Raw genomic sequence first — 15266 nt, 5'->3', positions numbered from 1 at the left:
GTCTCGCAGTGCCCCCATCCGCGCCTGTTGTTTGTCCGTGCGTTTGAAGGGGCCAACTGCGGCGACGCCGTTCCGGGGCGTGTCGCCCGAGATTCACCTACACGGAATCCGGAAGAGCCCACATTCTTTTGACGTGGTTGCTGTTTATCGGCGAATCGTACCGCGAAGCGAATGCTGCGCGGCACGATTCAACCACACGCGACCAAGGTTACGCGGCCGTCGGCGGCATGATGACCGCATCGATCACATGGATCACGCCGTTGGTGGCGTCGATGTCCGCCGTGACCACCGTCGCCCCGCCAACCTTCACACCATGCGTAGCATCGATCGCGACGTCGGCGCCCTGCACCGTCTTCACGTGCATCGTCTTGCCGGCGATGTCCGTCGAAAGGACCTTGCCCGGCACGACATGATACGTGAGGATCGAAACCAGCTTGTCCTTGTTCTCCGGCTTCAGGAGATTCTCGACCGTGCCGGCCGGAAGTTTCGCAAACGCGTCGTCCGTCGGCGCGAACACGGTGAACGGACCCGTGCCCTTGAGTGTCTCACCGAGTCCGGCGGCCGTTACGGCAGCCACGAGTGTAGTGAAACTGCCGGCGGCTACGGCGGTGTCGACGATATCATGTAGCGTCGCGTTTTCGGTATGGGTCGTCATGTCGAACTCCATCGAACAGCACCATCACAAGTCGAAGCTGCATGAATGTCATGCACACGTTCCTGTGATGAACAGTTCGGCGCGTAGCCACGTGCGCCGAGCATGGTGAGTAAATCGCATCGCCATGTGTTCGTGGATTGAAGCTTCTCGTAACGTCATTCGTGCCCGCAATCGACACTTTCGTTTGAAACGAAATGCTACTCAGCCGTACGCGACGCGACGAGCTCGGCCTTCTCGCGAAACGTGAGTGTCTTCCCGCACTGCGTGCAGATATAACTCCCCGTGCGCGCACCGAGATCGTATTCTTTGGCGAAGGCCGGATGATCGCAAGGCTTTCCGCCCCACTCCTGCTGGAGGACAACTGCACGCTTCTTCTGCATTGAGACTGACTGAGGGCGGAGTTCAACGGGACAGACGTAGTACAGAAAGGTATCATCGGCCGACGGTTCACGCATGACGTCGGCGCGCGTGCTTCTACATGGCCGCTGCTTGTGCCGCTATCGCAGCCGCTTGCGTTACCGCGTGATTCGTTCCCGCGAAACGGATCGAGACAGAAGCGCTCACCACCGGCGCCGGCGTAAAGCTTGTCGCCCTCCATGGTAATGGTGACGAACGTCGAGGTCTTGAGCTTCGTGCGCCACAGTGCTTCGCCCGACGCTACCTGAAGCGCCACAGCGTGTGAGCCGACGCCATCAGCACCCGATCCTCCAGCTGCATCTGGTCGCGCACGTACTCCACGAAACTGAGATCCGACGCCATCGGTCGCTCCAGGAGAAGGCCGATAAAACGAAACAGCCCCCGCTCCTCGGCAGGATCGGGGGCTGCGTACTTCCTACTCCGTACTCCGCCAGCGCGATTACATCGCCAGCGTCTGCAGATCCTGCAGCGCCTTCTTCAGCAAATCCGTCTTCTTCGGGTCGCAGCTACGGTTGGCTTCCACGTCCGTCACCAGCTTGCTCAGCGTGGCGTTCCGTGCCGAGCCAGACGTCTTCTCCGCGCTCGAGATCGACGTGCGCATCTCGGAGATCTTCGCCGGCGCCACACAGCCCTTCCGCTCCAGCTGATCCGTGTACGCCTTCGCCAGTGCGAAGCTGGGCGGCCACGAGATCTTCGGCTGACCCTGTGCGTTCAGGTAGTCCCACTTCACCGTATTTGCGGCATCGATCTCGTTCTGCGAGATGAACTCGCTGGGCACGAGCTCGGCCACATCCAGACCGCGCGCGATTTCCGAGCTCACGATCGAACCGTTGTACCAGTACACCGACCACGAGCCGCCCATCGCCATACGCGTGGAATCCACCGGGCCGCGATCGAACGATGCGATTTCCTTCGGCTTCGACGGGTCCGTCCAATCGAACACCGAGATGCCGCCCTGGTACCACGACTGCACCATCACGTCGCGACCCGGGATCGGGATCAGCGAACCGTTGTGCGCCACGCAGTTTTCGTTCGATGACTGCACCGTCGGAATCTTGTAGTAACTCTTGAACACGAGCTTCTTGTTCACGATCGAGAAGATCGCGTTGGCGCCCCATTCCGGCTTGTCGCCAGCGCGGCACTTGGGCGACGAACCACCGCCCCACTCGTCCGAGAACAGCATCTGCGTGCCGTCGTTGTTGAACGTCGCCGAATGCCAGTAGGCGAAGTTCGAATCGGCTGCCGCGTCGAGACGCACCGGTGCCACCGGGTTACTGATGTCGATCAGCAGGCCGTGGCCTTCACACGCGCCGCCAGCCAACCCGAGCGCCGGATACACCGTGATGTCGTGGCACTGCGAACGCTCGCCACCACGACCACCGCCACCCGCTGCACCGGCGAACATGCGCGTCACCGCACCTTGAACCATACCGCGCACGGCCGTGCTGTCCGCCGCGTTCGCCGTCGAACCGCCACGCGCCTTCGTCACGCTATCGAGCATCGGACGGAGCACCTGCGGGGGCACGACCATGTCGGCGCCCGACTGCGGATTCCTGGCGATGAACGCACCCGCGGCCCTGGCCGTGGCGAGCGTCTTCGCCGCCACTTCCTTGTCGGCGTCGGAGAGACCGTGGGCCGGTGCCGCACTCAGACCAGCGAAGATGTTGGCGCGACCGACGACCGCGGCGCTGGCCGGGTTGGCGAGTGGCACCTTGATGATCTCGATACGCAAACGCGACGAGTTCGGATCGTCGGCGGCCAGATCAGCTTCGCAGCCTGCGAGCTCGGTTTTCGGACGAATCGCCGACGAACCGGAGACGTAGATGTACACGTTCTCCTTGTCCTTCGGATCCTCGAGCACCGTGTGCGTGTGCGAGCCGCGGCACGTCTGTACGTTCGCGATCAGCTTCGGGTTGCGGATGTCGCTGATGTCGAACACGCGCACGCCACGCATGCGCTCCTTGCTCACGGGATCAGGCACGCCGCCCGGCTTGCAGTCCACGCGGCCGTTGTTCGCCTCGGCCGACATGAACATCAGGTTCTTGTACACCGAGATGTCGTTCTGCGACGCAGGGCACGAGTAGGCCACCACGAGCGTCGGCTTGGCCGGATTCGAAATGTCCCAGATCACCGGGCCATTGTAGTTGCCCTGGATCGCGTACTTGCCGGTGAAGGCAAGGTCGGAGTTCGTGATGCCCAGGAAGCCCGGCGGCGAGACGGCCTTGGCCACGACCTTCATGTTCGAGATTGCTTCGCCGGCGTCGAACAACCCAGCCTTGAGGCCGACGCGCGGATCGTTCATCGGCGTCGGTGCGGTCTTGGGCTTCGACGGCGCGCACGCTGCGAGGCCCAGTAGCGCCACGGCCGCGTAGCCTGAAACAACACTCGCCCCGCGACGACGCGGAAGTGTTTCTGACATGTCTGTTCCTGTGTGCAAAAGGTGGTGGTCATCCAACGACATCACGTCCAACATCACGCCGGCGGCGCGAATCCCATCTCCAACATCATCGTGAACATGCGCTTGATCTCGGTGCTCTGATCGACCTCGACATCGTTCGCGAACTTGAACACGGTTTCGTCCTGTCCCGCGCCTTGGGCCGCGAACAGCGTCTTCACCATCGAGACGGCACCGCGGTGGTGCTGAATCATATAGGTCAGGAACAGCCGGTCGAACTCCGTACCGCGGGCCGCGTTGAGCTCCTTGAGCTGTGCGTCGGTGAGCATGCCGGGCATCGACATCTGGCCCATCGCCATGCCACCCATGGCCGCCATGTCGTGGCCACCCATCGCGGCCATGTCATGGCCCGTGCCACCCATCGTCACGTTGCCAAGCGTATCCACCATGGGCATCGGCTGACGGCGGTCCTTGAGCCACGTCTGCATGATCGTGATCTCATCGGTCTGCGCATTGATGATGCGCGCCGTGAGCCGCTGCACTGAGACGCGTGCGCCATGTGACGGCGCCCAGCGCGAGATCGTGATCGCCTGGGCATGGTGGTGAATCATGCCGCTCATGAAGTCCACGTCGGCCTTCACCCAGGGGTAGCGCAGACTGTCGGCACGCGCCCGCACGAGCGCGGCGGCGTCACCCATCTGGAAGGCAGGTCCGGCCGAGGAGGTCGACCTCGAGGTGGCGCAGGCCGTCATGGCGAAGAGCCCGGCGCTCAGGGCAGCCAGGCGGATCGGACGGCGAATGGTCGTGGGCATCGGTTTGGTCACGTGATTGGACACCGGCCGCATGGAGAAAGGTTGGAACCTATAAGCCTATCGGAAGACGAGCTGCGCGGCAATCAATCGGGCGGATCGACCGACCTACGTCTCCCGCAACGGGATCGCCCGTGACCCGTGCACGGTGATCAGCGCGACGCGGCGCAGGTGCACCGAATCGGCCGCCGCCACGTAGGCCGACGTCTGCTGCGACGCCACCAGCGCCCGCGTGAGTTGAGCGAGGCCGCCACACACGTAGCGGTTACACAGGTTCGATCGCAGCGTCCGCGGGAGATTGCAGCCGGCAGTGGTGTGAAACACGCACGAACCGCGGTAGTGCCTCGTCGGCAAGTGCGCGGCATACCGCGCCTCCAACGACTCGGCCGTGACCGTCTCCCCGTCGTCGGTGAGCTGGGCGCGCACCCGCATGATGCTGTCCGCATGCAAGAAGCCATGCGTGCCGCCCGCGGTGCAGCATTCGCCTCGACAGGTCCCGCAACTCGCCCCGATAATGTCTGGCATCGCCGGGATCGACTCGGGGAGCGCCCAGCCGGCGTCCTCACGCGCCGACTCGGCCTCGGCACTCATCGGCGCGCTGTTGTCACGCACCGTTTCGCGGAACGCCTCGGCGATCGTGCCCCGCAGCTTGTCGAGGAAAGCGTCGCGCGACTCCTCGGGAAGTTCCGTGGTGTTCCGCGAATTCGCCGGCAGCAGGATCACCGGTAACTCCGGCAAGCCGTGCTCGGCACGATCGTCGCGGGCGATCTGCTCCGCCTGAGCTGTGAGACGGGCGTTCCGAGCCCGTTGGGCCGCGATCGGACTTTCGCGCGAGGACATGATGCAACCTATCGACCAGTACGGCTCGCATGGAAAAGGCATGGGGAAACTCGTGGGGCACGGATCACGCATTGACATGGTTGATTCCGCCATATGTCGACATCCCGCTGGACCATCCCCCTCGGCGCCGTGCTCGTCCACTTGGGCATCGGCTCGGTGTACGCCTGGAGCACGCTCAATCGCCCGATCATCGCGGCGCTCCCGCCGCAGCCGTGGTGGGGGAGTCCGCCCTATACCACGTTCACGGCGGCGCTGGTCCTGCTGGGGCTGAGCGCCGCCATCATGGGCCCTTGGGTGGAGCGGCGTGGTGCACAGGTGGCCGCGAAGACGTCGGCGATCTTCTTCGCCAGCGGACTCGCGCTCGGTGGGATGGGTCTGCTCTGGCAACTGCCGCTCCTGCTCTTTCTGGGGCTCGGCATTCTCTGCGGTATTGGGTGCGGCATCGGGTACATCGCCCCGGTGAGCACGCTGGTGAAGTGGTTCCCCGAGCGACGCGGCATGGCCACCGGCTTCGCCATCATGGGCTTCGGCGGCGGTGCCTTTCTGGGCGGCTACGCGAATGCGTTCCTGATCGAACAGATCGGCGTCGCGAAGGCACTGTTCGCACTGAGCGGCGTATACTTCTTGCTCATGTGGACGGGGGCGCAACTCCTGCACCCAGCGCCCGAGATCCACCGCGGCGTCAACAGGCCCGCGGCCGAGGGCCTCACGCGACGAGAGGCGCTGCGCACGCCGCAGTTCGTGCTGCTCTGGGGCATGCTGTGCGTGAACGTGACGGCCGGTATCGGTATTCTCGCCCAGGCGTCGCCAATGATGCAGGACCTGTTCGGCCGAACCCCCAAGCAGGCGGCCGCCGTGGTCGCGATCATCAGCCTCTTCAACGCCGGTGGCCGTCTGCTCTGGTCGAGCGCCTCGGATTTTCTGGGGCGACGCGTTACGTATCTCATCTTCTTCGTCGTGCAGCTGGCGCTCTTTCTGCTGATACCGCGCTTCGCACAGGCGGGCGCGTGGTGGCCCTTTCTCGCGTGCCTGCTCACCGTGTTCACGATGTACGGTGGCGGCTTCGCCACGATGCCGGCGTTTCTGGCCGACTTGTTCGGTTCACGGAACGTGGGTGCGATTCACGGCGCCGTACTCACGGCATGGAGCGTAGCCGCCGTCACGGGGCCAGTGATCATCACTGAACTCTCCGACCGCGCCCGCGCGGCCTTGGCCCCAGGCGCACCCCGCGTGCACATCTACGATCAGCCGCTCATGCTGCTGGCCGGTCTGCTGGCCGTTGGACTCCTGCTCACGCTGGCGGTGAAACCATTGAAAAAGGCCGTACCGTAAGAGAAGTCGACTATTCGTTTGCGAAGGGGGGAGATCGGCCGCAGGTTAAGCCCCGATGCAAACCCCTAAACGACTCGCCGCGCTCGCGCTACTCGCCCTTGGCGCCGCCGGCTCTGCCTGCTCTCCCCCCACTGACAGATCCAGCTCGTCGGCGACCGCTACTTCGACCGCGTCGGGGTTCGCCCCCTTCGTGGATCGCTACCTCGATGGCTTCGCGCGCCGTCATCCATCCATTGCGGCCGGCAACGGTCTCCATGATCACGATGATCTGCTCGACGATTTCTCGGCGCAGGCCATTGCGGTTGAAATCGCGACGCTGAAGACGGCGGCGGCGGAGCTCGCTGCGTTCAGCGACTCCGCGCTCACCCCCGACGAGCGCGTGGACAAGCGTATTCTCGCGGGCGTGATCGACGGCTGGCTGCTCGAACAGGAAACGCTCACCAACTGGAAGCGGAATCCGATGACGTACGCCAGCGCGTTGTCCGATGGCGTGCACAATCTCATGACGATGGAAAACGACGACGCGCCCGTGCGCATGCGTCGCCTCATCGGCAAACTCGCTGGCGTGCCGGCGCTGCTGCAGGCGGCGCGCACGAACATTACCAATCCACCGAAGATCTTCGCCGAGCGTGGCCTTGGCATGATGCGCGGTGTGTCGAGCATGCTGACCGACGACTTAGCAGTCGCCTTCGCGGCGCAGAAGAGCACGCCGCTCATGGATTCACTGTTGAGCGCGGCCGCCATCGCCACGCGCGAGATCGATGCGTACACCGTCGATTTCGAGAAGTCCGTGCTCCCCACGGCGAATGGCGAGTGGAAGATCGGCGGTGATGCCGTCTCGCGACGCTACCGCTCCGAAGAACTCATTGATGTTCCGCTGGCCGATCTCGTGGCCCTCGGCGAACGCGAGCTCGAGAGCACGCAGGAGCGCTTCCGAGCTGCGGCCAAACGGCTGGCGCCAGCAGCTGACCCGCAGGCCACATGGCTCACGGTGCGCCGCAATCATCCCAAGCGCGGCGAAGTGGTGGCGGCGGCGCAAGCCATCGTCGACTCCCTCACGCGTTTTGTGGTCGCGAAGAATCTGGCCGTCGTGCCTTCGGGCGAGCGCGTGGTCGTTGCCGCAGCGCAGCCGTTCTCACTCGGCTTCGCCTCGATGCACGCCTCGCCACCGCTCGAGAAGACGCCGGTACAGAGCTATTACTACATCACCGACGCCGACTCACTCGACGCCCCTGAGCAGCAGGAAGCCTGGCTGGAGCGATTCAACTTTGCGTCGCTGGCCATTACCTCGGCCCACGAAGCGATGCCCGGGCATTGGCTGCACTCGGTGCACATGCGCGACACTCCGGGCAAGATCCGTCGCATCTGGATCGGCTTGAACCCGTTTCCGCAACCATCATCGGGACAGGATGGTTGGGCGCACTACGCGGAAGAACTCGTGGTCGAGCAGCGCTTCATGGGCGGTGATCCTCGCTATGAAATGGCCCAGCTCAGCGATGCACTCACGCGCATCTGCCGGTTGCTCTCGGGCGTCCGTCTGCACACCGGTGAATGGACGCTCTCCCAGGCGCAGGCCTGCTTCGAGCGCCAAGCGTACGTGGCCGCACCGGCTGCCAAACGTGAAGCCGAACGCGGCACTTACGATCCCACTTATGGCGGCTACTTCCTGGGCAAGCGCGGCATGCTTACGCTGCGGCGAGACGTACAGGCGGCACAGGGCGCATCGTTCAGCCTCCGCGACTTCCACGAACGCGTCATGAAGAACGGCATCGCGCCGATCCAGGCGCACCGGCAGCTGCTGTTGCCGGGTGACACCTCACGGGTAATTCAGTGACCGCCAGGAACAACATCGTTCGTGTTGGGGTGCTTGGCGCCGGCGCCTGGGCGCAGTTCGCGCATCTCCCGGGCTGGAAGCGCGATCCGCGCTGCACGATTGTGGCGATCGCCGATCCGATCGTGGAACGTGCTCGTGAGTTCGCGGCGCAGTTCGACATCCCCAACGTGTATGCCACACACGAGGAACTGATCGCCCGCACCGACATCGATGTCGTCGACGTGTGTACGCCCAGCGCGACGCACTTCGCGTTGAGCTGCGCCGCACTGGAGGCAGGCAAGCATGTGTTGTGCGAGAAGCCCGTAGCCTACGATTTCATCGAGACGCGCCGCGCCGCCGCACTGGCGGCAGCCAAAGGTCTGAAAACAAAGCTCGGTTTCACCTTTCGTTACTCGCCGGCGATGCGCTACATGAAGGCGCTGATCGACGAGGGTTACATCGGCACGCCGTTCATCTTCAACGGCTACGAACAAAACTCGCAGTGGCTCGACCCGCAGACGCCGCTGCGTCAGGTCGACCATGAAGCCGACCAGACGGACATTCACGTGTCGTCGTTGGAAGGGTACGGGGCGCCGATCATGGATATCGGTCACCTCTTCATGGGCAGTCGCTTCAAGTCGGTGGTGGGCACGATGAAGAACTTCATCCCCGAACGGATGGTGCGCGCCACCGGCACCATGATGCGCATGAATATCGACGACGGTGACATATTTATCGGCGAGTTCGACAACGGTGGGATCGGCTCGATTCAGACCAGCTTCGTGACGGTCGGGAATTATCCAGGGATCGAAGCGCGGGTGTACGGTAGCAAAGGCGCGCTGATCTGTCGTCTCGTGGAAGAGAACGGCATCTGCGAAACGCTCAAGGGCGCCACCGCCGATTCCGTGGAGTTCAAAGACCTCGAGATCCCGCAGCGTTTCTACCCGGTGGGGGGTAGTGCCCGCGAATCCTGGCGCTCGCTCTTCTATGCGAATCTCATCGGCTCGTTCATATCTGAAATTCGCGGTGAAGTCCACGGCAACGAGGGCAACTTCGAAGACGGTGCGCACGTGCAAGAGCTCATCAACGCGGTCGAGCGCTCGTGCCGCGAACGACGCTGGATCAACATCCCACTCGAGCAACCTCCGGTCGCGGGATCGGCATCCTGAGCAACGACACCACCGCCGTACTCGACCGCTTCCTCGCGCACTACTTCGCGCGTCATCCTGTGAACGCGACCTTCACGGGGCTGCACACGCACGACCATCGGCTGCCCGACTGGTCGCGCGAGGCGCGTGATACCGAAGTCAGCGAGATGGCCGAACTACACGACGCGCTCTTCACCGCCGCGCCGCGCGCCGGCGATGCGCTGCTGGCCTCCGACATCGAGGCCGTCGACGCCGAACTCGCGCGGGCGAACCTCGATGTGCGCATCCTCGAAACGCAAACCCGCTTCTTCCACGACCGGAATCCCGCACTGTTCACGGGCGAGGCAATCTTCAGTGTCGTGGCGTTGCTGCTGCGCCCCACGCAGCCGATCGAGCGCTGCACTGACGCCGTCGTCGCACGACTCGGGGAGATTCCGTCGTTCCTTGGCTCCATGCCTGCCGCCCTCACCGAGCCGGTACCCGCCATCTGGCTCGATCGCGCGATTCGCGAGGCACGTGTGTTCTCGGCGTTCCTGCGTGGGCCACTACGACTCTGGTGCGACGAACACCGCGTCTCGGCCGCCGTCCGTGACTCGCTGACCGACGCCGCAGCCCATGCGGCGCACGCCTTCGACGCGTCGGCCGACTGGCTGGATCAGCTACCGCGCGATGTCCATTCGGGCTACGCCATCGGCGTGGAGGCGTATGAGATCCTGCTGCAACGCGGGCACTTCTGCACGCAGTCGGCACACGACCTGCTGCAACGCGTGCTCGGTGAATTGCCGGCGGCCAAAGCGCGTTTCCACGCCCTCGCCACCGAGGTCGCCGGCTCACCCGAGGCCCTTGGCGCCGCGCTCGCCAACGATCGCCCAAGCGAAGCCGACTATCTCACCGTCTTCGCCTCGCAGTTCGAGGCATGTCGCTCGCTCGCTTTCGCGCTCGATCAGCTGGAGTGGCCCGACTGGCCATTGCGCTACGTGCCCATTCCTGCCTGGGCCCGCGAGATTGCCCCGCAGTTGTACTTCCTGTTCTATCGCTCGCCGGCACCGTACGAACCACGTGCCGAACATCTCTATCTCGTGACACCGGTGGACGATACCATCGCTCCCGAAGAGCGCGAGCGGCGCCTGAAGGCATGGAACCACAGCACCATCACGCTCAATCACGTGGTGCATCACGGTGCTCTCGGTCACCACGTACAGAACGGACACGCCACCCATCGGTCGCACTCGCGGATTGGCAAGATTGCCGCCGTGGACTGCGCCAGCCGCATTGGCATGTTCCTTGGTGGCTCGATGGCTGAAGGGTGGGCCTGTTACGCCACCCAACTCGCCGACGAACTCGGATTCCTCACGCCGCTGGAGCGCGTCGCTGAACAGCAGAGCCGTGTCCGGATGCTGGCGCGCGCTATCGTGGATATTCGATTGCACACCGGTGAGTTCAGCTATGCCGATGCGGTAGCGTACTACAAGAACGAAGTGGGCATGCCGGAGGGCGCAGCCGTCGGCGAAGCCACCAAGAACTCGATGTTTCCCTGCACCGCTGTGATGTACTGGCTTGGCACACAGGGCATTCTCGATCTGCGGGATACCATGCGCCTGCGGCCGGACTACGCACCGCGGCACTTCCACGATGCGCTGTTGAGTCGGGGATCCATTCCCGTGGCACTCGCAGCGCGACTCCTCACGTCTTTTGAGTAGCGTCCAATATTCTTCACACATTAACGATCTGAGCAGTTCTTCGCGCACCTTCGCGTCCTCTGCGATCTTCGCGTCAACCAGCTGGCTATCCGACCGCGCCGAGGTCACCGAAAGCACCGCAGTTTACGCGAAGCTCGCGAAGGCCGCGAAGAGACGCGAAGAACTGCGAACATTATACATTTAGCATTTCGACAACGTGCACGGCTCCGGCGTGGCAATACCGGGACACAACAATTGACCACTTCATGACACGTTTATCGTTCTTGTTGTCTCGTCGCTCGACCCTCGGCCTCGCCGCATCATTTTGCTGCACGTTCGCGGCCTGTGGCGGAGACACCGCTCGCAGCGGTCCGTCGAACGAGCTGCTCATCGTGGGCTACGACCGCGAGCCGGACACAATGAACCGCTACGCGACGCACATTCTCGAAGATATCGAGTCGTGCGTGGTGGAAGGTCTCGTCACCAACGACGAAAACATGCAGATCATTCCCGTGCTCGCCGCCGAGATTCCGACCACGGAGAATGGTGGCGTGGTCGTGCGCGCCGACGGCGGCATGGATGTGACCTGGAAGTTGCGCCCCGGCGTGAAGTGGCACGATGGGGTGTCGCACACATCAGCCGACGTGAAATTCACGGTTGACGCGATCAACAAGGGTGACTGGAAGCCGGAAAGCGTGGATGGGTTCGACCGCATCTCGTCGGTAGACAACCCCGACTCGCTCACGGCGATCGTGCATTACAAGGAAGTGTACGCCCCGTATCAACTACAGTTCGTACGCGGCACGTTACCAAGGCACGTGCTCGAGGGGCGCGATCTCAATACCGCCAACGACTACAATCGCGCACCGCTTGGCACGGGCCCGTACAAAGTGAAGGAATGGAAGACGGGCGAGTACATTCTGCTCGAACGCGCTGAGGGTTACTGGCGCGGCGCGGAGTATCCGAAAATCAAGCAGCTTCTCTTCCGCTTCCTCACGAATACGACCACGCGCATCAATCTGCTTAAGTCGGGCGAAGTGCACATGGTGGCCCTCGTGGCGTGGGACAAGGTGCGCGAACTGACCGCCATCAGCGGGTTGCGTATGAATCGTGTGGTGGGGAACGGCTACGAGCACGTCACGCTCAACCAGAGGCACTTCACGCCCTTCGCCGAGGTGAAGGTGCGCCAGGCGCTCGCCCACGCGGTCGATCGGGATCTGCTCGTGCGCACGATTCTTGATGGGCAAGTGGCAGTAGTGAACGGTCCGATTCAGCCGCTGTCGCCGGCCTATGAGCCCAAGGTGCCGACGTACGGCTTCGACCCGGCACGTGCCCGCACGCTGCTTGCCGAAGCAGGATGGGTGCCCGGCGCCGATGGCATCCGCGCGAAGAACGGCCAGCGTCTCGCGTTCACGCTCATCACACAGTCGGGGTTTGCGATCCGCGAGAACGTGTCGCAGGCGCTGCAGGAAGCATTTCGCGATGTGGGCGCCGAGATGACGGTGAAGCTGCTCGATGGCACGTCCATCAGCAGCGTGTGGTTCAAAGGCGACTTCGACGCCATGCTGCACTGGTGGCAGATGGGTGCCGACCCCGAGCTCACACTCTTCTTTGCCGGCGATCGTATGCCGCCGGCGGGCCGCAACATCAACTACATCAACGACGCCGAGCTGACGTCGCTGCTGTATCGCTCCGATCGCACCGCCGATGTGGCGCAACGCAACGAACTGTTGCGCGAGGCACAGCGACGCATCGCCGCGCTCGCACCGGAGATCGTGCTGTACAACACCGCCAAGATCGATGCCGTACCGAAGGCGTTGAAGGGCTTCACTGGCAATCCAACCAACGCCGGTCCGTTCTGGAACGTGCACCTGTGGGAGATCGGCACGCCGTGATGCGTGGCCTGATCGTGCGCCGGTTGCTGCAGAGCATTCCGCTGCTGGTCCTCATCTCGGTGCTGGTCTTCGCGCTGTTGCAGGCGGTACCCGGTGGTCCGCTGTCGGCGTACCTCGAGAATCCGAACGTGCGCCCGCAGGACATCGAGCGACTACGTGCCGCCATGGGACTCGATCGTCCATTGGCCGAGCAGTATCTGTCGTGGCTGTCGGCGTTCGTGCGTGGCGACTGGGGGTACAGCTTCGCCGACGGGCGCCCCGTGTTCGATCGCGTGTTGGAGCGCGTGCCCGCCACCCTCGAACTCGTGGGCGCGAGCACGCTGCTCGCACTGTGCATCGCCCTGCCGGTCGGCGTGCTGGCGTCGGTGCATCGCCTCTTCGATCGGATCTCGTCGTTCGGCGCCGTGGCCGGCATTTCGCTGCCGGTGTTCTGGTTCGGCTTGCTGCTGCAGTTGGTCTTCGCGATCACGTTGGGCTGGCTGCCATCGTCCGGACGCACGTCGTTTGGCGTGAGTTCGTTCGCCGATCGCGTCGCGCACCTTATACTCCCCGTCATGGTGCTGGCGGCGGTGCAAGCCGCAGCGTGGTCACGCTATCTGCGCCGCGCCATGCGTGAAACCGTCGGCCGCCCGTTTATGAACGCGGCCCGTGTCCGCGGTGTCTCCGAGCGCGGTGTGCTGTTGCGCCATGCGCTTCCCAACGCACTCGGTCCGTTCATTACGGTCGTGTTGCTCGACGCCGCCATGATGGCGTCGGGCGCCGTGGTCACCGAAAGCGTGTTCGCGTGGCCCGGCGTGGGCAGTCTGTTCACCGAATCACTCGTGAAGCGTGACTATCCTGTGCTCATGGCGTTCCTCATGTTCGGCGCCGTCGCCGTCATGGTGCTCAATCTCATCGCCGATATCGCGGTGCGCACCATTGATCCGCGCGCGCGGGGTGCCACGTGAAGTCCGGGCCACGCGGCGGTCTGCTCTTTCTCGCCGCGCTCGTGGTGGCGTCGTTGCTGGCGCCGTATTTCGCGCCATTCGCGGCCGACGCACTCGACCTGGCCGACCGGCGTGCGGCGCCGTCACTCGTCCACTGGTTCGGCACTGATGAACTCGGGCGCGACGTGCTCACCCGCGTGCTGGTCGGGGCTCGTGTGTCGCTCGCCATCGGCGTGCTGTCGGCGCTCATGAGTGCCGCCATCGGCGTGGCCGTGGGTGCAGTGGCGGGCTACGCGGGTCGACGGACCGACGACGCGCTCATGCGCGCCACCGACGCCATGCTTGCCATCCCGCGTTTACCACTCCTCATGCTTGGCGCTGCGGTATTGCAGCCTGGCGTCCCGATGCTGATTCTGCTGGTTGCCGCAGCTGGATGGATGGAAACGGCGCGCGTAGTCCGCGCTGAAGTCCAGTCGCTGTCGTCGCTCGATTTCGTGCAGGCCGCGCGGGCCATCGGCGCGAACCCCGTTCGCGTGATCGCGCGTCATATCGTACCGGGCATCATTCCTGCGGCCACGGTCGCCACAACGCTCGCGATCGGACGTGGCATTCTGCTGGAAAGCACCATGAGCTTCTTCGGCGTCGGCGTGCAACCACCAACCGCCAGCTGGGGCAACATGCTGTACCAGGCACAGACCGCGATGACCAGCGAGCCCTGGCTCGCGATCTTCCCCGGCCTCTTCATTTTTGCCACGGTGCTCGCCTGCAACACCGTCGGTGATGCCATTGGTTCTTCACCTACTCAACACCAGTCGGTCTGATGACATTTCCGCTTCCGTTCACTCCGCGTCGCATTGCCATTGGCGCCAACGCGCATGTCGGTATCGCCGATTCTATTTTCGCGCGTCGTCCTGACCTTGAGTTGCGCGGTAAGGTGTACACCGACATCACCGCCAGTGATCTCGCGTGGGCGGAGGCGTACATCGGCTTCAAGCGACCACCGTCGGTCTCCGACATGGGCAACGTGCGCTGGATCCAGTGCACCGGTGCCGGCGTCGATTCGTGGATGGCGTCGCCTCTCGATCCGAACATTCTGCTTACACGCAGTCCCGAGTCGTTCGGTCCGATGATCGCTGAGTGGGCCGTGTCGCGTATCTTCGCGATTCAGCTGCAGCTACTCGAGCTGGCCGAAGCGCAACGCGAACGTCGGTGGGCGCCGCGTGATATCGCGCGTGTGGCCGGAACGCACGCGCTGGTAGTCGGAACTGGTGACATCGGTCGCGCCATCGCAACCTCGCTGCGCGCCCTGGGTGTGCACGTGACCGGCGTTTCGCGTAGCGGCACCGCCGACAGCGCG

Annotated in this window: 13 protein-coding genes; 8 read left to right on the top strand and 5 right to left on the bottom strand. The window is 63.8% G+C overall.

Annotated features, from left to right (window positions below; translation table 11 throughout):
- Positions 1-208: 208 nt before the first annotated feature.
- The 5 genes from ACESNG_RS09425 to ACESNG_RS09405 all read right to left on the bottom strand — a co-directional run bounded on the left by ACESNG_RS09425 (position 209) and on the right by ACESNG_RS09405 (position 5116).
- Positions 209-655 (bottom strand): fasciclin domain-containing protein, encoded by a 447-nt coding sequence (locus tag ACESNG_RS09425; RefSeq protein WP_373065502.1) that lies wholly within the window; start codon positions 653-655, stop codon positions 209-211.
- 197 nt (positions 656-852) lie between these two features.
- A complete protein-coding gene (locus ACESNG_RS09420) occupies positions 853-1035 on the bottom strand; it encodes a hypothetical protein (protein ID WP_373065500.1) in 183 nt (60 codons plus the stop codon).
- A gap of 476 nt (positions 1036-1511) precedes the next feature.
- A complete protein-coding gene (locus ACESNG_RS09415) occupies positions 1512-3491 on the bottom strand; it encodes an LVIVD repeat-containing protein (RefSeq protein WP_373065498.1) in 1980 nt (659 codons plus the stop codon).
- Positions 3492-3544: 53 nt separating this feature from the next.
- Positions 3545-4312 carry a DUF305 domain-containing protein gene (locus tag ACESNG_RS09410; protein WP_373068726.1) on the bottom strand — a complete coding sequence of 256 codons (768 nt, stop codon included), beginning with the start codon at positions 4310-4312 and terminating at the stop codon, positions 3545-3547.
- A 72-nt stretch (positions 4313-4384) separates the two neighbouring features.
- A complete protein-coding gene (locus ACESNG_RS09405) occupies positions 4385-5116 on the bottom strand; it encodes a hypothetical protein (protein WP_373059777.1) in 732 nt (243 codons plus the stop codon).
- A gap of 93 nt (positions 5117-5209) precedes the next feature.
- Here ACESNG_RS09405 and ACESNG_RS09400 point away from each other — a divergent pair, with 93 nt between their 5' ends.
- From ACESNG_RS09400 to ACESNG_RS09365, 8 genes are all read left to right on the top strand, one after another.
- Complete coding sequence (locus tag ACESNG_RS09400) at positions 5210-6448, top strand: OFA family MFS transporter (protein WP_373059779.1); 1239 nt, start codon at positions 5210-5212, stop codon at positions 6446-6448.
- Positions 6449-6503: 55 nt separating this feature from the next.
- Positions 6504-8282 carry a DUF885 domain-containing protein gene (locus ACESNG_RS09395; protein ID WP_373068724.1) on the top strand — a complete coding sequence of 593 codons (1779 nt, stop codon included), beginning with the start codon at positions 6504-6506 and terminating at the stop codon, positions 8280-8282.
- A complete protein-coding gene (locus ACESNG_RS09390; protein ID WP_373059783.1) occupies positions 8279-9430 on the top strand; it encodes a Gfo/Idh/MocA family protein in 1152 nt (383 codons plus the stop codon). Before ACESNG_RS09395 ends, ACESNG_RS09390 begins: the two co-directional genes overlap by 4 nt.
- Positions 9364-11109: a DUF885 family protein gene (locus tag ACESNG_RS09385; protein ID WP_373059785.1), complete on the top strand. Its 1746-nt coding sequence runs from the start codon at positions 9364-9366 to the stop codon at positions 11107-11109. The genes ACESNG_RS09390 and ACESNG_RS09385 overlap by 67 nt, the downstream gene beginning before the upstream one ends.
- Positions 11110-11375: 266 nt before the next feature.
- Positions 11376-12983 (top strand): peptide ABC transporter substrate-binding protein, encoded by a 1608-nt coding sequence (locus ACESNG_RS09380; RefSeq protein ID WP_373059787.1) that lies wholly within the window; start codon positions 11376-11378, stop codon positions 12981-12983.
- Positions 12983-13930, top strand: coding sequence for an ABC transporter permease (locus ACESNG_RS09375; protein ID WP_373059813.1), 948 nt, complete (start codon positions 12983-12985; stop codon positions 13928-13930). Before ACESNG_RS09380 ends, ACESNG_RS09375 begins: the two co-directional genes overlap by 1 nt.
- The gene (locus tag ACESNG_RS09370; protein ID WP_373059789.1) at positions 13927-14730 is read left to right on the top strand and encodes an ABC transporter permease; all 804 of its coding nucleotides are present in this window, start codon (positions 13927-13929) and stop codon (positions 14728-14730) included. The genes ACESNG_RS09375 and ACESNG_RS09370 overlap by 4 nt, the downstream gene beginning before the upstream one ends.
- Positions 14730-15266, top strand: a 537-nt coding sequence (locus ACESNG_RS09365; RefSeq protein ID WP_373068722.1) for an NAD(P)-dependent oxidoreductase, incomplete at its 3' end; no start/stop codon positions are given. The genes ACESNG_RS09370 and ACESNG_RS09365, both read left to right, overlap by 1 nt.

Origin of the sequence: Gemmatimonas sp., assembly GCF_041689975.1 — a bacterium.
GTDB lineage: Bacteria > Gemmatimonadota > Gemmatimonadetes > Gemmatimonadales > Gemmatimonadaceae > Gemmatimonas.
This window is presented reverse-complemented; position numbering and strand designations above follow the sequence as displayed.